17 protein-coding genes and 1 tRNA gene are annotated in these 17,522 nt (G+C 65.4%); 7 read left to right on the top strand and 11 right to left on the bottom strand.

Annotated features, from left to right (window positions below):
- Positions 1-42: 42 nt before the first annotated feature.
- Positions 43-1,092: a LacI family DNA-binding transcriptional regulator gene (locus IR187_RS00245; protein WP_194953014.1), complete on the top strand. Its 1,050-nt coding sequence runs from the start codon at positions 43-45 to the stop codon at positions 1,090-1,092.
- 265 nt (positions 1,093-1,357) lie between these two features.
- Here IR187_RS00245 and IR187_RS00240 read toward each other — a convergent pair.
- Positions 1,358-1,443, bottom strand: a tRNA-Tyr gene (locus IR187_RS00240).
- Between the two features lie 78 nt (positions 1,444-1,521).
- Here IR187_RS00240 and rlmB point away from each other — a divergent pair.
- Positions 1,522-2,292: a 23S rRNA (guanosine(2251)-2'-O)-methyltransferase RlmB gene (gene rlmB / locus IR187_RS00235; RefSeq protein ID WP_194952706.1), complete on the top strand. Its 771-nt coding sequence runs from the start codon at positions 1,522-1,524 to the stop codon at positions 2,290-2,292.
- Positions 2,293-2,391: 99 nt separating this feature from the next.
- Here the strand turns inward: rlmB and IR187_RS00230 are convergent, their stop codons facing one another.
- Positions 2,392-2,709 carry a 2Fe-2S iron-sulfur cluster-binding protein gene (locus IR187_RS00230; RefSeq protein WP_194952704.1) on the bottom strand — a complete coding sequence of 106 codons (318 nt, stop codon included), beginning with the start codon at positions 2,707-2,709 and terminating at the stop codon, positions 2,392-2,394.
- A gap of 101 nt (positions 2,710-2,810) precedes the next feature.
- On the opposite strand from IR187_RS00230, the gene IR187_RS00225 reads away from it, so the two are divergent.
- A complete protein-coding gene (locus tag IR187_RS00225; protein ID WP_194952701.1) occupies positions 2,811-3,428 on the top strand; it encodes a DNA-3-methyladenine glycosylase family protein in 618 nt (205 codons plus the stop codon).
- Between the two features lie 13 nt (positions 3,429-3,441).
- Here the strand turns inward: IR187_RS00225 and topA are convergent, their stop codons facing one another.
- The 3 genes from topA to IR187_RS00210 all read right to left on the bottom strand — a co-directional run bounded on the left by topA (position 3,442) and on the right by IR187_RS00210 (position 8,819).
- A complete protein-coding gene (gene topA, locus IR187_RS00220) occupies positions 3,442-5,991 on the bottom strand; it encodes a type I DNA topoisomerase (RefSeq protein ID WP_194952699.1) in 2,550 nt (849 codons plus the stop codon).
- Positions 5,992-6,115: 124 nt separating this feature from the next.
- The gene (locus IR187_RS00215; RefSeq protein ID WP_194952697.1) at positions 6,116-7,108 is read right to left on the bottom strand and encodes a hypothetical protein; all 993 of its coding nucleotides are present in this window, start codon (positions 7,106-7,108) and stop codon (positions 6,116-6,118) included.
- 124 nt (positions 7,109-7,232) lie between these two features.
- The gene (locus tag IR187_RS00210; RefSeq protein ID WP_228765421.1) at positions 7,233-8,819 is read right to left on the bottom strand and encodes a vWA domain-containing protein; all 1,587 of its coding nucleotides are present in this window, start codon (positions 8,817-8,819) and stop codon (positions 7,233-7,235) included.
- A gap of 148 nt (positions 8,820-8,967) precedes the next feature.
- Between IR187_RS00210 and IR187_RS00205 the strand changes: the two genes are divergently transcribed.
- The gene (locus IR187_RS00205) at positions 8,968-9,948 is read left to right on the top strand and encodes a 2OG-Fe(II) oxygenase (protein ID WP_194952695.1); all 981 of its coding nucleotides are present in this window, start codon (positions 8,968-8,970) and stop codon (positions 9,946-9,948) included.
- 8 nt (positions 9,949-9,956) lie between these two features.
- Here the strand turns inward: IR187_RS00205 and dprA are convergent, their stop codons facing one another.
- Positions 9,957-11,054 carry a DNA-processing protein DprA gene (dprA, locus tag IR187_RS00200; protein WP_194952693.1) on the bottom strand — a complete coding sequence of 366 codons (1,098 nt, stop codon included), beginning with the start codon at positions 11,052-11,054 and terminating at the stop codon, positions 9,957-9,959.
- The gene (gene plsY / locus IR187_RS00195; protein ID WP_194952683.1) at positions 11,051-11,656 is read right to left on the bottom strand and encodes a glycerol-3-phosphate 1-O-acyltransferase PlsY; all 606 of its coding nucleotides are present in this window, start codon (positions 11,654-11,656) and stop codon (positions 11,051-11,053) included. Before plsY ends, dprA begins: the two co-directional genes overlap by 4 nt.
- Before the next feature lie 235 nt (positions 11,657-11,891).
- On the opposite strand from plsY, the gene murI reads away from it, so the two are divergent.
- Positions 11,892-12,695, top strand: coding sequence for a glutamate racemase (gene murI / locus IR187_RS00190; RefSeq protein ID WP_194952678.1), 804 nt, complete (start codon positions 11,892-11,894; stop codon positions 12,693-12,695).
- Between the two features lie 3 nt (positions 12,696-12,698).
- Here the strand turns inward: murI and IR187_RS00185 are convergent, their stop codons facing one another.
- On the bottom strand, positions 12,699-13,223 hold the full coding sequence (locus IR187_RS00185) for a hypothetical protein (protein WP_194952677.1): 525 nt from the start codon (positions 13,221-13,223) through the stop codon (positions 12,699-12,701).
- Positions 13,224-13,431: 208 nt separating this feature from the next.
- Between IR187_RS00185 and hemA the strand changes: the two genes are divergently transcribed.
- Both hemA and IR187_RS00175 read left to right on the top strand, forming a co-directional pair.
- Complete coding sequence (hemA, locus tag IR187_RS00180) at positions 13,432-14,646, top strand: 5-aminolevulinate synthase (RefSeq protein ID WP_194952676.1); 1,215 nt, start codon at positions 13,432-13,434, stop codon at positions 14,644-14,646.
- The gene (locus tag IR187_RS00175) at positions 14,643-15,332 is read left to right on the top strand and encodes a nitroreductase (protein WP_194952675.1); all 690 of its coding nucleotides are present in this window, start codon (positions 14,643-14,645) and stop codon (positions 15,330-15,332) included. Before hemA ends, IR187_RS00175 begins: the two co-directional genes overlap by 4 nt.
- Positions 15,333-15,335: 3 nt before the next feature.
- On the opposite strand, the gene IR187_RS00170 is transcribed toward IR187_RS00175, so the two are convergent.
- From IR187_RS00170 to IR187_RS00160, 3 genes are all read right to left on the bottom strand, one after another.
- Complete coding sequence (locus tag IR187_RS00170; RefSeq protein ID WP_194952673.1) at positions 15,336-15,926, bottom strand: GNAT family N-acetyltransferase; 591 nt, start codon at positions 15,924-15,926, stop codon at positions 15,336-15,338.
- Positions 15,927-16,053: 127 nt separating this feature from the next.
- A complete protein-coding gene (locus IR187_RS00165) occupies positions 16,054-16,482 on the bottom strand; it encodes a hypothetical protein (protein ID WP_194952671.1) in 429 nt (142 codons plus the stop codon).
- Positions 16,483-16,531: 49 nt separating this feature from the next.
- Positions 16,532-17,521, bottom strand: coding sequence for a threonine ammonia-lyase (locus IR187_RS00160; RefSeq protein ID WP_194952661.1), 990 nt, complete (start codon positions 17,519-17,521; stop codon positions 16,532-16,534).
- Position 17,522: the final 1 nt, after the last annotated feature.

Here is a 17,522-nt window from a genome sequence, read left to right as displayed (position 1 = left end):
ATGGCGGGACAGCAGCCCGAACCCGCAGAGGATTGGACGCATATGGCGGCACAGAAAAAGGGCGCAAGTGGCAAGCAGCCGACGATCAACGATGTCGCCGCGCTCGCCGGGGTGTCGAAAAAGACCGTCAGCCGCGTCATCAACCGCTCCGAATTTCTGACTGAAAAGACGCGCAAGGCGGTTGAGCAGGCGATCGAGACGCTTGGGTTCGTCCCCAACCCGCAGGCGCGCGCGCTGGCGTTCCGCCGCAACTTCCTGATCGCGCTGCTCCACGACAATCCCAATGCCCAGACGGTGCTGAATTTTCAGCAAGGCGTGCTCGACGCGATCAAGGACAGCGACCTCGCGCTGCTCGTCCGCCCGGTCGATCGCGGATCGGAGCGGATGCTCGACGACGTCCGCACCTTTCTGGAAAAGCAGCGCCCGATCGGCGCGCTGCTGCTGCCACCGATCTCCGAAAACGACGCCCTCGCCGCGCTCTGCGAAGATCTGGGCGTGCGCTATGTGCGCGTCGGATCGGCGCCGCTCGACGATGCCAAGCATTGCGTGTCGTCGAACGACCGCGAGGTGGTTGCGGAGGCGGTGCGCGCGCTGATCGCGCTCGGCCATCGCCGTATCGGTTTTGTGCGCGGCCCGCAGGGTTTCCGCTCGGCCGCCGAGCGCGAAAAGGGTTTCCGCGAAGCGCTGGCGGAGGCGGGTCTCGACCTTCCCGATGCTTATAATGCGCCGGGCAATTACCGCTACGCCGCCGGGATCGACGCGGGCGAGGCATTGCTGTCGCTTGGCGAACCGCCGACCGCAATCTTCTGTTCGAACGACGAGATGGCCGCCGGGGTGATGAGCGTTGCGCACGCCAAGCGCATCGAAGTCCCCGGCGCGCTGTCGATCATCGGCTTCGACGACAGCCCGACAGCGACACATATCTGGCCCGCGCTCAGCACCGTGCGCTGGCCGATCCGCGAAATGGGGGTGCGTGCGGCAAAGACGCTCGTACCCGACTTTCTTCCCTTCACAGCGGAGGTCGATGATGGTGGGGCGGCGGTGCTCCGATCGACCTTCATCCAACGACAGTCGGTCGCCGCACCCCAATGACGCGAGATCTTCGGCCCCTGCCGGCGATCAAAAGGTCAGGTTGATAGATCCTAAATGGCGCATTTATCCGACGCGTCAAGACAGGAAAGGCCAGAGGCGCGCGAGCCCCTGTTGAGCTGATGAAGGCGAGCTTGGTGCCATGTACCACCACGCTCGACGATCGCGCTTTGGAGGCCGAAAGGAGACTGGGTTGCGGCGTCTCCTCCGACATCGGAACGCCACGCCCATCCCATTATGATCGCAGAGATGCCCTCGGACCGGAGGTTGGTGGACAGGGCTGGATTCGAACCAGCGTACGGAAACCCGGGCAGATTTACAGTCTGCTGCCTTTAACCACTCGGCCACCTGTCCATGGGGCCCGCTTTGGGAAGCGGTCCAATGGCGAAACGATGCTTGCCTGTCAATGCCAGTCATGGGAAAGGCGCGCGCATGAGACAATTTTCCCGTCACCGCCGCCCGGCCGGCGGCAATCAACGTGGTCAGGCCATTCGTTTCTGGGGTCGTCACGCCGTCCTCGCCGCGCTCGCCAATCCCGACCGCACCGTCAAGCGGATCTGGGGCACGCGTGAGGCGCTGGGGCAGCTCGACCTGCCGCCGGTGATTCCGATCAGCTACGCCGACGTCGCCGACCTGGCGCGGCTCGTCGCGCGCGACGCGCCGCATCAGGGGCTGGTGATCGAGGTCGATCCGCTGGAGGGCGTCTTTCTCGGTGACCTGTTGCAGGACGAGGTCGACGCCGGAAGCAAACGCCCGCTTGTCATCCTCGACCAGGTCACCGATCCGCACAATATCGGCGCGGTGCTGCGCTCGGCGGCGGCGTTCGATGCCGCCGCGATCATCACGCAGGACCGGCACAGCCCGCCCGAAAGCGGCGTGATCGCGCGATCGGCGTCGGGGGCGCTCGAAACCGTGCCGTGGGTGCGTGTCGTCAACCTGTCGCGCGCGCTGGAAGAAATCGCCGAGGCGCAATATTGGCGCATCGGGCTGATGGGCGACACCGAAACGACGCTGGGGTCGACGCTCGACGGCAGCAAGGTCGCGCTGGTGCTGGGGTCCGAGGGCGACGGGATGCGTCACAATGTCATGGAGCATTGCGACGTGCTGGCCAAGCTGCCGATCTCGCCGCGCATGGAGAGCCTCAACATCTCGAACGCCGCGGCGATCGCGCTCTACGCGGTGGCGACCGCGGGCCAGAGCTGAAACCAAGCCTCGTCATTGCGAGCGAAGCGAAGCAATCCAGAGCGATTTACGCTACTCTGGATTGCCGCGCGGCTTCGCCGCTCGCAATGACGTTATTAATCAGTCCTCGGCGGCGATCCGCACACGCAGCCCGTCGAGCGCGTCGCTGAACGGAATCTGGCACGACAGGCGCGAGGTGGCATCGCGGTCGGTGGTCGAATCGAGCAGGTCGTTTTCGTCCTCACTCATCGCCGGCATCGCGTCGCTTGCCCCCGCCTCGACATGGACATGGCACGTCGCGCACGAACAGCAACCGCCGCACAGCGCCAGCAGTTCGTCGAAACCGGCGTCGCGGATATTTTCCATCACCGTCAGGCCGGTATCGCCCTCGATCTCATGTTCGGTTCCGTCACGCGTCACGACAATCAGCTTGGCCATGCTAGTCCCCATATCTTCGAAGTTGCTGGCGCTATGTCGCGCGTTGCGCGGCAAATCAAGCGCTGCTAAAGCCTCGGGTAGGAACAAAAGGGGAATGAAGGGTGGGACTGACACAGGAGCAGCTGAACGCGGGGATCGACGCCCTGGCGGCGCGCGACGCCAATTTCGCCCGCGCGCTGGGTCATGCCGGTTACCCCGAACCGCGCATCCGCGAACGCGGCTATGCCACCCTGCTCCGGACGATTGTCGGCCAGCAGGTGAGCGTTGCCGCCGCAACCTCGATCTGGAACAAGCTGGAAGCACGGTTTGGCGCCGACTGCCCGGTCGAAGCGGTGGCGGCGGCCGATTTCGACACGCTGCGCGCCTGCGGCCTGTCGGGACAGAAACAGGGCTATGCCAAAAGCCTCGCGCAGTTGGTGCTCGACGGCGAACTGACGTTTGACGCCCTGCCCGCCGACGACGAGGAAGCGATCGCGCTGTTAACGCGGGTCAAGGGCATCGGCCGCTGGTCGGCGGAGATCTACCTGCTGTTTGCCGAAGGGCGCCCTGACATCTGGCCCGCGGGCGACCTCGCGGTACAGGAAGCGGTGGGCCGCATCCTGCAACTGGGCTCGCGTCCCGGCGAGAAGGAAGCGCGCGCACTCGCCGAGGCCTGGCGCCCCCACCGCGGCGCCGCGGCGATCTTTAGCTGGCATTGCTACAATATGGCGGTGATCTGAACGCCGCGACCAGTCAGCTCGCCGCTTTCTTCGTCGCCGCAGCCTTTTTCTTTGCCGGCGCCTTCTTGGCCGCTGCTTTTTTCGGGGCGGCCTTTTTCTTGCCCTTGGCCGGCCCTTTCGCCGCGCGCGCGTCGATCAGCGCGATTGCTTCTTCCAGTGTCAGTGCGGCGGGATCGGCGGTCTTGGGAAGCGTCGCATTGGTAGTGCCGTCGGTGACATAGGGTCCAAATCGTCCCTCCATCAGCTTCATCTCGCCGCCGCTGGTCGGGTGCGGGCCGAAGGTATTGAGCGGTTCGGCCTTGGTCCGCCCGCGCCCGCCGCCTGCGGCGGCCTCGGCGATGCGCACGACCGCGGCGTTCATGCCGATGTCAAAGATTTCGGCGGTGCCGGTCAGCTTGGCATATTTGCCGTCGTGGAGCAGATAGGGGCCATAGCGCCCCAGCCCCGCCATGATCGGCTTGCCGCTTTCGGGATGCACCCCGACCTCGCGCGGCAGGCTGAGCAAACGCAGCGCGTAATCGAGGTCGAAATCCTCGCCCGGGATATCTTTCGGGATCGACGAACGCTTCGCCTCCTTGCCATCGCCGAGCTGGACATAGGGGCCGAAACGCCCGCTGCGCTTGGTCACTTCCAGCCCGCTGTCGGGGTCGGTGCCGAGCGTCTCGGGGCCGGTGTCGCCCGCATCGCTGCCGCCCGGCTGCGCGAATTTGCGGGTGAATTTGCAGTCGGGATAATTGCTGCACGCAATGAATGGGCCGAACTTGCCGCCGCGCAACGCGAGCCGCCCGGTGCCGCAATTGGGGCAGAGTCGCGGGTCGCTGCCGTCGCCCTTGTCGGGGAAGAGATAGGGGCCGAGAAATTCGTCGAGCGCCGCGGTGATCTCCGACGGCTTCTGCTCCATCACTTCGCCGGTGCGCGGCTTGAAATCGCGCCAGAAGCGTTCGAGCACCGCCTGCCATTGCGCGCGGCCGCCCGACACATCGTCAAGCTCTTCCTCCAGCCCGGCGGTGAAATCATAGCCGACATAGCGTTCGAAAAAGCGTTCGAGGAACGCCGTAAGTAGCCGCCCGCTCTCCTCGGGAATGAAGCGGTTCTTCTCCACCGTCACATAGGCGCGGTCCTTGAGCACCTGAAGGATCGAGGCATAGGTCGACGGGCGCCCGATGCCGAGCTCCTCCATCTTCTTGACCAGGCTTGCTTCCGAATAGCGCGGCGGCGGCTGGGTTTCGTGGCTTTCGACCTCGACCCCGGTCTTGGCGGGCGCGTCGCCCTTCGCCATCGCGGGGAGCAAACGTGCGTCCTCGTCATCGGCATCATCGCGGCCTTCGTCATAGAGCGCGAGGAAGCCGGGGAATTTCACCACCTGCCCGGTCGCGCGCAACACCGTCTTGCCCGTGCCATCGGAGAGGTCGACGCTGGTGCGTTCGAGCCGCGCCGACGCCATCTGGCTCGCGAGTGCGCGCTTCCAGATCAGCTCGTAGAGGCGCGCGTGATCGCCGCTGCCCGCCTTGTCCTTCGAAAAGTCGGTCGGGCGGATTGCCTCGTGCGCTTCCTGCGCATTCTTCGCCTTGGTCTGATATTGCCGCGGCTGATCGGGGACATAGCCGCCGTCGTAGCGCGTCGCGATGGCTTTCCGCGCGGCGCTGATCGCGCTGCCGTCCATCTGGACGCCGTCGGTCCGCATATAGGTGATCGCGCCATCCTCGTAGAGCGCCTGCGCGATCCGCATCGTGTGGCTGGCGGAAAAACCCAGCTTGCGCGCCGCTTCCTGCTGCAAGGTCGAGGTGGTGAAAGGCGGCGGCGGGTTGCGCGTCAGCGGTTTGGTTTCGACCGTATTGACGGTAAAATGGCCCGCCTTCACATCGGTCTCGGCGGCGCGCGCGTCGGCTTCGCTGGTGATTGACAGCCGCTCGATCTTGTCGCCCTTCCAACGCGACAGCCGCGCCTTGAACGGCGTGCCCCCCATTTCGAAAAGGCCGGTGACCGACCAATATTGCTGCGCAACAAAAGCTTCGATTTCGCGCTCGCGTTCGACCACCAGCCGCAGCGCGACCGACTGGACGCGGCCCGCCGATTTGGCACCCGGCAGCTTGCGCCAGAGCACGGGTGACAGTGTAAAACCAACGAGATAGTCAAGCGCCCGGCGCGCGCGATAGGCGTCGATCAGGTCGGTGTCGAGCGCGCGCGGATGCGCCATCGCGTCAGTCACCGCCTGCTTGGTGATCGCGTTGAACGTCACGCGGTCGACCGCGGCCGGCAGAGCTTTTTTGCTGCGCAGCAATTCCTGCACATGCCAACTGATCGCCTCGCCCTCGCGGTCAGGGTCGGTCGCGAGGATCAGGCGGTCGGCGCCCTTGGCTGCGTCCTGAATTTCCTTCATCCGCTTCGTCTTGTCGGGATACAGCTGCCACTGCATCGCAAAGCCGTCGTCGGGATCGACCGACCCGTCCTTCGGCGGCAGGTCGCGGACATGGCCATAGCTGGCCAGCACCTTGAAATCGCGTCCCAGATATTTCTCGATCGTCTTCGCCTTGGCGGGCGATTCCACAATGACCAACTGCATGGAAAAATTCGTTCCCCGATAAACCTCACGTACGTACGCGCGAGGGTGGCGGGGCTTGGCGGTCGCCGTCAAGAGGGATTGCGGCGCTGCATCGTCCCCGCCGGGGCGGGCACGATAGCAAGGATCAGCGCAGCGTGCCCAATCGCCCGATCAGCAGCGCGCTGGCCAGGCTGGCGGCCTTTGCCGCACCCTCTTCATAAGCGCCGGGCTTCGCCGTGAACTGGAACTTGCGCGTCTTGCCGAAACGCATCCCGCCAAGACCCGCAACCGCAGCCAGACCGCCCGCGACGTTCGCGCCGGACTGCAGCGCCTTGTCGGTGCCGCTCGACGCATCGGCCTTTTCGACAAACTCGCCCTCGACCGCGACCGGCGCCTTGACGGTAATCACCGACTGTTTACCGCTCGGCGCGATCAACGTCATCCGCGAATAGTCGGCGGTCACCGACAGGCCGCTGTTGACCTGCAAGCCGCCAAAACTGAACGCGCCGGGACGCTTTTGTTCCGAAAAATCGATCAGATAGACGACGTCGATCACCCCGACCCCGGCGGCCTTGGCATAATTGGCGAACGCCATGCCCGACTGTCCCGCCGCCATGTTCATTCCCATGCTGCTCATCCCCGATCCCAGGAAATCACCGGGGATCATCAACAGCGACGGCAACGCCGACGGTTTGAAATAGGTCGCCTTGCCCTTGCTGCCCTTTTCGAGCGCGATATTGATGTCGAGCGGCGCATCCTGCGATTTGATCCGGGCGAGTGCAGCATGGCCGAACAGGTCGGCAGCCGGCTGCACAACATATCCGCTCGCCGTCAGCTGCGCGACAAAATCGGCATAGGCCGCGTCGGTCACCGCCTGCATCATTTCTGGCGTCACCCCGACCAGTTCGCTCCTCGCCTTGGTGGTGCCGCCGAATGCGCCCATCAGTCCGCCGGTGGCTTTGGTCTGATCGGTCGATTCAAAGATAAAGCCGACGTTGAAGGCGCCAACGGCAACGATGGTAACGCCCTTGGCGTTGGCGGGGCCGGCGATCTTGACCGGTTCCTTTCCATTCGCCGCAACCACTGCGGGCTGCGCTAGCAGCGCCAAGACGGCCAATGCCGATAATAGTCGTTTCATCGTAAACCCCCTCGATGCCCTGCCCCGCGGCCCGACTCAACCGGACCGCGAGGCAAGTTATCGAGGCGGCTGCGGTCGCCGCATCATCCAGATGGAGGATAAGATGGCCTGATGTGCGAAGCCTTCACCCGTTCTGCCATTTGAAATCGGCGGGCAGGATACATTTGCCGGCGTCGTAATTGCCGACGCTGCGAATAATTTCCTGTTTGTCAGGCTCGATCCGGCGGCCACTGATCTGGCTGTCGATCACCCGGCGGACCAGCGCGTCGAGGCGGGTTACCAGATAGCAGTCGACCGCCGGCGGTGCGTGCGGGTTGCCGACACCGCTGTCGTCGGTCAGGAACAGGTACCGCGACTGGGTTGCGGCCGCCATCGCGCGCATCGCATATTCCGCCTTGTCGGCGACCCCCGACGCGGCGACCGGCGTGATGTGAATGCGTTTGGCGCGCGCGGCCTCGGCCGCCGCCCACGTCCGGCCAAATTTGTCGTCGTGCGGCGGCGCGTCGGCGACCAGCAAGAGCGACTTGACCGCGTCGGGGCGCCAGTCCTGTCCGACCGCGCGGATCATCGCCTGGTCCATCGCCTCGGGATAGTCGCCGCCGCCGTTGGCATTCTGCCGCGCCAGGACGCCCTGAACGCGGCCGATGTCGCGATCGAACGCCACGGTGCGCGTGACATATTCGTCACCAATATCGCGGTAGAACACAAAACCGATCCGGATATCGAGATCGCGGTGCTTGGCCGAAATGGCGCTAATGATCGACCGCAATTCGGATTGCAGATAGGCGATTTCGTCGCCCATGCTGCCGGTCGTGTCGATCACCAGCATGAGGTCGAGTTTGGTTGCCCGCGTTGCCGCCTCGGTCGCTGTCAGCCCGACATATTGGCCGCCGGGCGCATTGGCGACGATGATCGGCCGCGCGTCGGCGATTGTTCGCCCCGCCTTGCGCGCCGACACGGTAACCTGTTCGCTCAGCCGGTCGAGACCGGGAAAGAAAACCGCGGTGCCGTCCGCCTGCGTTGCCATTGTGATGCTGTTGCCGTCACTGCACGTCACGACGACGTCGGCGAAGGGGACTGCACGGCCGGCGCGATCACGGATCTGGACCGTCACCATCCGCATCGTATCGACGCGCGGCAAATCGCGGATCTGTTGCCCGAGATTGCCGTTCCGATTGACGTAGGCCGCATACAGCTCCGGGTTCAACAAATCATCATGCTCACCGGCGGTCAAAATACCCGACTGCGGTTGGGGACGGGGATAGGGCCGCGGCGGCAGGATGCGCGCCCCATCGATCGAACCTGGCGCCGGCGCCTCGGCAGCCATGTCCGCACCGCGTCCCGCGGACGAGGCGCTTTCCGCGCCGACGCGCGAGCCGGTGACAACAACCTCTGCAGATCCACTGGAATCCATCGCGACCGGCGGCGGCGCCATCACCGGCGGCGGGGGCGCGGGCGGCGGAGGTGGTGGCGGGGGCACTGCTTCGATCCGGCTGCCCCGATCACGCTTACCGCCCATCGCTCTGGGACCATCGTTAGACTGCTGCGCCTGCCACTGCGATTCGGGGGCTAGTTGCGGCAACGGGCCCGCGTTCCGGCAATAGCCCTGCTGGGGCGCCTCCCTGGCCTGGATAGCGGTGATCGGTATCGGACCAGCGCCCGTCGCCAGAACCGCAAATATTGTCGTCGATGTCAGAAATCTGTTGGTCATGAACGCTCCCCGGAAAATGCCTGGTCGGATGACGCGAACCCGCCTGTCAATTGCGGCCGCTGCGGTGAACGGTGGGTGAACTGCGGTGGGTCGTCTGTGTGCTCGATCACATTGTCATACAGCGACGTGGCGCGCTAAGGGGCGTTGCATGGCAACGCAGCATCGCCCCCAGCAACCACACCCGGTCCTTGCTCGCGCCGAGGCACTCGTCGGCGCCGGCCACACAGAAGAAGCGATTTTGCTCATCCGGCAACTTGCCGCGAAGGGCGATCGCGACGGCTTGTTCGTGCTGGCCCGAAACCTGTGGAGCGGCGGGATATTGGGTTCCGACCCGGTAGCGGCGCGGGTTCAATTTGAACTTGCCGGCAAGGCGGGACATCCCGCGGCGCGGGTACTTGCCACCAACCTGCTCGCCAACGGCATCGCCGGCTCGCGCGACTGGCTTACGGCGCTGGCGCGGATGCCTGGTGAGGTCGCCATCGATCCGCGGCGAAGGATCCAGTTAGAACTGCTCGGAAAGATGGCGCTGACACCGACGGGCGAGCCCGAGCGATGCCGGGAGCCCGAGCGATTGGCCGAATCCCCTGACGTGCTGCGCTTTCCTGCCTTCGCAACAGCGGCCGAATGTTCCTATCTTCTCGACGTCGGCGGCAAAAATTATCGGCCGGCGCAGATCAATGACGGCCGCGGCGGGACCCGGCTCGACCCGATACGCAACAGCGACGAATTTACCATTCACTGGTTGATCGAAGACCCGGTTGTCCACGCGATCAATCGGCGGATCGCTGCTGTTGCGGGCATTCCCGCTGATCATGGCGAGGCGATCCAGTTATTACGGTATCGCACCGGCCAGCAGTATCGCGCACACTATGATTTCAATCCGCAGCTGGAAAATCAGCGCGTCGCGACCGCGCTCATCTACCTGAACCACGATTACAAAGGTGGTGAAACGAGCTTCGTCAAAACACCGCTGAAGTTCAAGGCGCGAAAGGGCGATCTGCTGCTTTTCCGCAATACGCTGGATGATGGTGCTGTTGATCCCATGTCGGAACATTGCGGAATGCCGGTCCTCAGCGGGACGAAATATATCGCCTCGCGCTGGATTCGAGCGAAGCGTTACGTCCCCTGATCGGCCAGTCAGACTGCGCTAACACGGGAACCGGCATGACGTTCCAGGCGCCCGGCCAGCTCGAGTTCAAGAAGGACCAGTTGGACTGCCGATGCGGGGTGACCGGATTGGCGGATGACTTCATCGACAGCTACTGGCGTGGGACCGAGAAGATCGATTATTTCCCTACGTTCGGCATCACGTATTTCCGCCGAGCACAACGGCTCGACCGAGAAATCGAAGGCAGGGAGGGCGCCCTCGCGTACCATGCGCGTATCGATCGGCCCTACCGCTTCGATCACATCGTCGATATTCTGGACCAACGTCGCGCCTTCGCGGATCAGCAGGTTGCAGCCCTGCGCGCGCGGGTCGAGCGGCGAGCCGGGCACCGCCATCACCTCGCGCCCATAGTCGCCGGCGCGGCGCGCGGTGATCAACGACCCCGAGCGCGGTGCGGCTTCGATGACCACCGTGCCGTGCGCCAGCCCGGCGATGATCCGGTTGCGCGATGGAAAGTGGCGTGCCAGCGGCTCGCTGCCCGGCGGCTGTTCGGCGATCAGCAGCTGGTCGGTGGCGATCTTTTCCTGCAACGCGGCGTTTTCGGGCGGAAAGGCGATGTCGATGCCGCTGGCGATCACCGCAGCGGTCGATCCACCGAGCGCGCCGACATGCGCCGCCGTATCGACGCCGCGCGCCAGACCGCTGACCACCGTCACATCGCGCGCCGCCAGGTCGACAGCGAGCTGGCGGGCAAAACGGCAAGCAATAGCAGAGGCGTTGCGCGCGCCGACGATCGCGACGCAAGGGCGTCGCAGCATCGCGGTGTCGCCACGCACGATGATGACCGGCGGCGCGCCCTCGACCTCGCGCAGCAGCGGCGAATAATCGGCCTCGTCGCTGAAGATGTGGCGCGCGCCGAGCGCGGCAACACGCTCGAACTCGCGCGTCGCGACGTCCAGCGCTGCGACCCGGACCTTGCCGGCTCCACCGCGCAGCACGAGATCGGGCAGCGCGTCGAGTGCTGCCTCGCCCGAACCGAAACGCTGCATCAACTGGTGCCAGCTGACCGGGCCGACATGCGGGGTGCGGATCAGACGCAGCCGCGCGATCCGTTCCGCATGCGTCATGCAGCGCCGTCCTTTTTCGCGCCGACGCGCGGCTCGGTCCCGGCGCGCAGCCGCGCGATATTCTCGCGGTGCCGCCACAGCACGATAACGGCAAGCCCGGCAAGGCCGATCGCATAGGTTGGATAGCCCAGCGACAGCGCCGCGATCGGCGCGGCAACCGCCCCCAGCATCCCGCCGAGCGAGGAAATCTTCAGCAGCAGCACCGCACCCAGCCACACCGCCGCGAACACCAGCCCGATCGGCCAGGCGAGCGCGAGCGCAAGTCCCAGCAAGGTGGCAACGCCCTTGCCGCCGCGGAACTTCAGCCACAGCGGATAGCAATGCCCGATCATCGCCGCGGCGCCCGCGATCATCGCGCCGTGGTCACCCAATTCGGGGGCGAAGTGGCGCGCCAGCAGGACGGCCACGGCCCCCTTTGCCCCGTCGAGCAACAGGGTTGCGGCGGCGAGCCCCTTGCGCCCCGTCCGCAACACGTTGGTCGCGCCGATATTGCCCGAACCGATCTGGCGGAGATCACCCGCGCCGAACAGCCGGGTCAGGATCACGCCGAAGGGAATCGAGCCGAGCAGGTAGCCAGCGGCAATCAGCAGATAGACGGTCATGATGTTCCTTGGCTCCGTTCGGGAGGGTTGTGGCGAAGTTGGGGGGCGCAGGCAACGGATTCGGATTCCTTTGTCGCCGAATTGGACAAGCATCATCCCTTGTCATCCCGGCGACGGCCGGGACCTCGCCGTTGGGTCGGACCGCGGCGATGATATCCGGGCCTTCGCCGGGATGGCGACGTTGGGACAATCGGAACCGATTGAGCACTGCCCTCCCCCCTGCTACGCGCCGCGCATGAACCCCGCCGCCGACGCCCCCATCCTGTTCTTCGATTCCGGCCTCGGCGGCCTTACCGTTCTCGGTCCGACGCGCGCGCTGCTGCCGACCGCGCCGATCGTCTATGCCGCCGATTATGCTGGGCTGCCCTACGGCCAGAAAAGCGAAGCCGAGCTGGCAGCGCGCGTCCCGGCGCTGCTCGGGCGGCTGGTCGAACGCTATCAGCCGCGACTGGCGGTGATCGCGTGCAACACCGCCTCGACCATCGCCCTCGCCCACGTCCGCGCCGCGCTCGACCTGCCGATCGTCGGCACCGTCCCTGCAATCAAACCTGCCGCTGCCCTCACCAGGACCGGCACGATCGGCGTGCTCGGGACCGAGGCAACGGTGCGCCAGCCTTATGTCGACGATCTCAGCGCGCGTTTTGCCGGGGACAAGCGCGTCCTGCGATACGGCAGCCCCGGCCTGGTGACCGCCGCCGAAGCGAAATTGTGCGGCGAGCCGGTCGATCGCCAAGTGATCGCACGCGCGGTAGGCGGCCTACGCGACCAGCCGGGCGGCGACGCGATTGATGTGATCGTCCTTGCCTGCACCCACTTTCCGCTCCTCGCCGCCGAATTGCAGGCCGTCGCCGGCCCGTCCGTGCGCCTGATCGACGGTGCCGAGGGCATCGCGCGGCGGGTTGCGGACCTGACGCACGGGCAGCCCTGGCCTGCCGCAGCCTCGCCCGGAATCGCCGCCTTTACCCGCAGCGCCGAACGCCTCCCGCCTCCGCTGGCGACGCTCGCCCCCTATGGCATTGGCCGGATCGAAACGATCTGAACGCTATTCGCGTCCGGCGGCGCAGGAGGCGAGCCAGGCACGGTCGTCGGGGTCTGGCCCCTCGCCACCCAGCGTGTGCACTTTCGGCAACCCGGCACCGCGCATGACGCCCTGGCAACTGGTCGCCTCGTCGCCGGTCGCACTCAGCAAGCGACCGCGGCACCGGAACAGCCTTTCGTCCGATGTACCCCATCCGACGCGCGCGGCATCGTCCGGCGCCTGCCCGGCGCAATAGGTGTCGGTTTCCGACCCCGGGTCGCCGCAGATCTTCTCGATATGTGCGACATTCGCTTTCACCGTCCCGACGAACCGTTGTTCGTAATAGGCGCTGGTCGCGAAATAGCGTTGTACCCCGCAAAGCCGTTCTTCGCGTTGCACGAGCAATTTGTACGAGCAAATCCGCGCGCCGCGATAGGTCTCGCAGGACATCCAGGCACCATCGAACGGCGCGGGCGACGCCGCGGGGGCGGGCCACGCCGCCACGCCCGCGGCAGCCAGCGACAACAAAGCGATGGTGATCGGGCGCATCGGGACCGTTCCTTTCCGAAACCGTGGTTCGCAACTTCCGCGCTGTCGGTCAACGTCCCGGTGCGTCGATGACACTGATCGACGCGGTGATTTGCGAATCGTTTGCACTGGCCTTTGCGGCGTTTCGCCGTTATTGGCGCGCATGTTAACAGCCGCCCGAGGGAGCGGCCAAAGGCCTGATATTGGCACCTGACTGCGGGGCTGGAACGTGAACTACAACGATATTTTCGCGCGCGCGATCGACCGGCTGCACGAAGAGGGACGCTACCGCGTCTTTATCGACATTCTCCGCAACAAGGGCGCCTTTCCAAATGCCCGCTGCTTCGCCGGCCACAATGGCCCGAAACCGATCACCGTCTGGTGCTCGAACGACTATCTCGCCATGGGCCAGCACCCCAAGGTCGTCGCCGCGATGGAAGAGGCGTTGCACGATGTCGGCGCCGGGTCGGGCGGCACGCGCAACATTGGCGGCAACACCCATTACCATGTCGATCTCGAGGCTGAGCTTGCCGACCTGCACGGCAAGGAAGGCGCGCTGCTGTTCACCTCGGGCTATATTTCGAACGAGGCGACGCTCGGCACGCTCGGCAAACTGCTGCCGAACTGCATCATCTATTCGGACGAATTAAACCACGCCTCGATGATCGCCGGCATCCGCAATTCGGGCTGCGAAAAGCGCGTATGGCGTCACAACGACCTCGATCACCTCGAAGAACTGCTTGCGCAGGACGATCCCGACGCAGCCAAGCTGATCGCGTTCGAAAGCGTCTATTCGATGGACGGCGACGTCGCGCCGATCCACGCGATCTGCGACCTCGCCGAAAAATATAACGCGCTCACCTATTGCGACGAAGTCCATGCCGTCGGCATGTACGGCCCGCGGGGCGGCGGCATTACCGACCGTGACGAAGCCGCCCACCGCGTGACAATCATCGAAGGTACGTTGGGCAAGGCGTTCGGCGTGATGGGCGGCTATATCGCCGCCGACAGGAATATCATCGACGTCATTCGCAGCTATGCGCCCGGCTTTATCTTTACGACCAGCCTGTCGCCGGTGCTCGTCGCCGGGGTGCTGGCCAGCGTCCGCCACCTCAAGGAATCGAGCGTCGAGCGCGAGGCGCAGCAGGCCGCCGCCGCTTATCTCAAACAATGCTTTCGCGACGCGGGCCTGCCGGTGATGGACTCGACGACGCACATCGTCCCGCTGATGGTCGGCGACCCGGTGCGCGCGAAAAAGATCAGCGACATCCTGCTCGCCGAATATGGCGTTTACGTTCAGCCGATCAATTTCCCGACCGTGCCGCGCGGCACCGAACGCCTGCGCTTTACGCCCGGTCCGGCGCATGACGAGGCGATGATGCGCGAGCTGACGCAGGCACTCGTCGAAATCTGGGACCGGCTCGAACTGCGCAAGGCCGCGTGAAAGCCGCTGCCGCTTACGACGCCATTGTCGTAGGGCGCCGCTCGATCCGCGGCTTCCTCGACAAGCCCGTCCCGAAGGCACTGATCGCCGAGATCATCGAGGTCGCGATGCGCGCGCCTTCGTCCTACAACAACCAGTGCTGGAATTTCTCGGTCGTCACCGGCGCACCGCTCGACGCGATCCGCCGCGGGAACACCGACGGTATCCTGGCGGGCAAGCCCGACAGCCGCGAATTTCGGACGTTCAACGTCGTCCCCGACGAACATCGCGGCCGCCAGATCGAGGTCGCCAAACAATTGTTCGGCGCGATGGGCATCGACCGCGATGACAAGGACGGGCGGCAGGATTGGGTGCTGCGCGGTTTCCGCCAGTTCGACGCACCGGTCAGCATCGTCGTCACCTATGACCGCGTCCTGCTCGGCAGCGACATCGCACCCTTCGATTGCGGCGCGGTCACCAACGCGCTGGTCAATGCCGCATGGTCGCGGGGGCTGGGCTGCGTCATCAACAGCCAGGGCATCATGCAAAGCCCGGTGGTGCGCGAGCATGCGAAAATCCCCGACGATCAGGTGATCATGATCTGCGTCGCGCTCGGCTGGCCCGACGACGATTTTCCCGCCAATGCGGTGGTATCGAATCGCAAAAGCGTTGCGGAAGCGGCCCGGTTTATAGGGTTCGACGACTGACGATCAGGCCACAGGCCGCATCATGCCCCAGAAATGCGGCCCGCCGTCCGGCACATCCCATTCGACCTGCGTGACAAAGCCCAGTCGCTCGTAAAGCGACACATTTTCCGGCGTCGCGGTTTCCAGCCAGCACGGCAGTCGTTCAGCGTCGGCAACCGCGGTTTGCGCCCGGATGATCCGTCCGCCATGACCTTTTCCCTGATGCTCCGTGCGCACGCCGACATAGTGGAGATACCAGAAGCACCCTTTGGGACGATGCGCGTCGATGCCGCCCTGTACGCGCAGCCCGCGCGGCAAGGCGGTACCAAAGGTGGCGATCAGCGGCAGGGCCGTGCGCAGGGATTCCAGCGTCCCGCCATGTGCCTGCCCCGGCGCGCGCCACAGCGCTGCCGCTTCGTCGCCCGCCGACCGCAACGCAACACCGGCGCGCATGTCGGCGGGGACGAGGGTGCGGAACAGGCTACGCAGCGCCCGCGCGCGGTGGGCGGGGTCGGGCAATATCCATGACAGCGCCGGGTCGGTCCGGAAGGCCTGCGCGAGCGTTTCGATCAGCGCGGGGTGATCGGCTGCGGTCGCAACGCTAACTTGGTCCATTTCCCCCCTCCCCCGTCGTCATTGCGAGCGCAGCGAGCCGAAGGCGGCCGTAGGCCAACCAATCCAGAGCGGGTTACGCAAGTCTGGATTGGTTCGCTGCGCTCGCAATGACAAGGACCCTAGGTATTCAATCGCGGCAATAACCCTCGCCGTCCTTGACCTTCAGGCAATCCTTCTTGCCCGCCAGATATTTCAGGCCCGTCGCATCGCCGGTCGAGGCTGCCAGCGTCAGCGTTTCGGTGCCACGGGTGAACGCAATGCCCCCGTCGCTGTCGCTGCCGTCATACGATCCCTTGGTGTCGAGGTCGGACTGCATCTCCAGCTTGTATTTTCCCGGCTCGCCGGGAGTGATCGTCACATACATGCCCTCCACCCCGGTCCACTTGCCCGCCCAGGCGGCATAGCGATGCGACGCAGCGGCGGCCTCTTCCGGTGCCGCCGTGTCGACAGGGGCTTCGGTTGCCGCCGTTTCGGCAGGCGCGGGGGCTTCGGCCTTTTCGCACCCGGTCAGCAACATAAGTGTCGCCGCACCAGTCAGAATCACGCTCTTTTTCATCTCGCTTCTCCTTCGCCATCGCAACGCATGGAGTGTGACCTATATCCGCTTATCCGGCCAAAATCTCAGCATAATGCCCGGGATCGACATTGCCCCCCGACAGGGTGACCAGCGTCGCCTCGCCCAAGTCCACCTTGCCTGCCAGCACCGCCGCCAGCGCCGCCGCACCGCCGGGTTCGACCACCAGATGCAGCCGCTCGAACGCCACCCGCATCGCATGGCGCACCTCGGCACGGGTCACAACCGTGCCGCGCACCCCGCGCGCTTGCAGCACCGCGAAATTGATCGGCCAGGTCTGCGGCGTTTGCAGCGCATCGCATTCGGTCGGATAAGCCAGATCCTCGACCGACAAGATTTCCCCCGCTGCGAGCGACCGCGTCACATCGTCCCACCCTTCGGGTTCGACCGCGATAATCTCCGCATCGGGACAGGCGAGCGCCAGCCCAGCCGACAGCCCGCCACCGCCGCAACAGGCGATAACCTTGTCGGGTCCGGATATGCCGCGCGCCGCCAGCTGCGCCCGCGCCTCGATCCCGGCGCTCCCCTGCCCTTCGATGATCCACGGATCGCCATAGGCATGGACGAGCGTCCCGCCGCTCGCTTCGAGCAGTTTCGCCGCCACCGCGTCGCGCGATTCGGCCACGCGGTCGTACAGCACCACCTCGGCCCCCAGCGCGCGCGTTGCGGCCAGCTTCATCTTGGGTGCGTTGCTCGGCATCACGATCGTCGCCGAAATGCCCAGCCGCTTCGCCGCCCAGGCGACCCCCTGCGCATGGTTGCCGCTCGACACCCCGACCACTCCGGCCGCCGCTTGCTCGGGCGTCAGGTCGGTCAGGCGGTGCCAGGCGCCGCGGATCTTGAACGCCCCGACCGGTTGCAGGCATTCGGCCTTGCACCAGATCGTACGCCCGTCGATTTCCATCGGCAAAAGTGGTGTTTGCGGCAGTAATGCAGCGACTTTCGCCGCGGCGCGTTCGACCCCCGCCAGCGTCGGCGCGCGGGCGGGATCGAGGAGGGGATCGGGGCTTTGCTGTGTCATG

This window comes from Sphingopyxis solisilvae (genome assembly GCF_015475875.1).
GTDB lineage: Bacteria > Pseudomonadota > Alphaproteobacteria > Sphingomonadales > Sphingomonadaceae > Sphingopyxis > Sphingopyxis solisilvae.
The sequence above is the reverse complement of the archived record's forward strand: the minus strand, read 5'-3'. Positions and strand labels throughout refer to the sequence as shown.

Excerpts from the sequence above, each read along its gene's own strand:
- topA (WP_194952699.1), bottom strand. The coding sequence starts at position 5,991 with ATGCAGTTGGTCATTGTGGAATCGCCCGCCAAGGCGAAGACGATCGAG.
- IR187_RS00230 (WP_194952704.1), bottom strand. The coding sequence starts at position 2,709 with ATGGCCAAGCTGATTGTCGTGACGCGTGACGGAACCGAACATGAGATC.
- plsY (WP_194952683.1), bottom strand. The coding sequence starts at position 11,656 with ATGACCGTCTATCTGCTGATTGCCGCTGGCTACCTGCTCGGCTCGATT.
- rlmB (WP_194952706.1), top strand. The coding sequence starts at position 1,522 with ATGAGACAATTTTCCCGTCACCGCCGCCCGGCCGGCGGCAATCAACGT.
- IR187_RS00210 (WP_228765421.1), bottom strand. The coding sequence starts at position 8,819 with ATGACCAACAGATTTCTGACATCGACGACAATATTTGCGGTTCTGGCG.
- murI (WP_194952678.1), top strand. The coding sequence starts at position 11,892 with ATGAACCCCGCCGCCGACGCCCCCATCCTGTTCTTCGATTCCGGCCTC.
- IR187_RS00245 (WP_194953014.1), top strand. The coding sequence starts at position 43 with ATGGCGGCACAGAAAAAGGGCGCAAGTGGCAAGCAGCCGACGATCAAC.
- IR187_RS00185 (WP_194952677.1), bottom strand. The coding sequence starts at position 13,223 with ATGCGCCCGATCACCATCGCTTTGTTGTCGCTGGCTGCCGCGGGCGTG.
- IR187_RS00160 (WP_194952661.1), bottom strand. The coding sequence starts at position 17,521 with ATGACACAGCAAAGCCCCGATCCCCTCCTCGATCCCGCCCGCGCGCCG.
- IR187_RS00170 (WP_194952673.1), bottom strand. The coding sequence starts at position 15,926 with ATGGACCAAGTTAGCGTTGCGACCGCAGCCGATCACCCCGCGCTGATC.
- IR187_RS00165 (WP_194952671.1), bottom strand. The coding sequence starts at position 16,482 with ATGAAAAAGAGCGTGATTCTGACTGGTGCGGCGACACTTATGTTGCTG.
- dprA (WP_194952693.1), bottom strand. The coding sequence starts at position 11,054 with ATGACGCATGCGGAACGGATCGCGCGGCTGCGTCTGATCCGCACCCCG.
- IR187_RS00205 (WP_194952695.1), top strand. The coding sequence starts at position 8,968 with ATGGCAACGCAGCATCGCCCCCAGCAACCACACCCGGTCCTTGCTCGC.
- IR187_RS00215 (WP_194952697.1), bottom strand. The coding sequence starts at position 7,108 with ATGAAACGACTATTATCGGCATTGGCCGTCTTGGCGCTGCTAGCGCAG.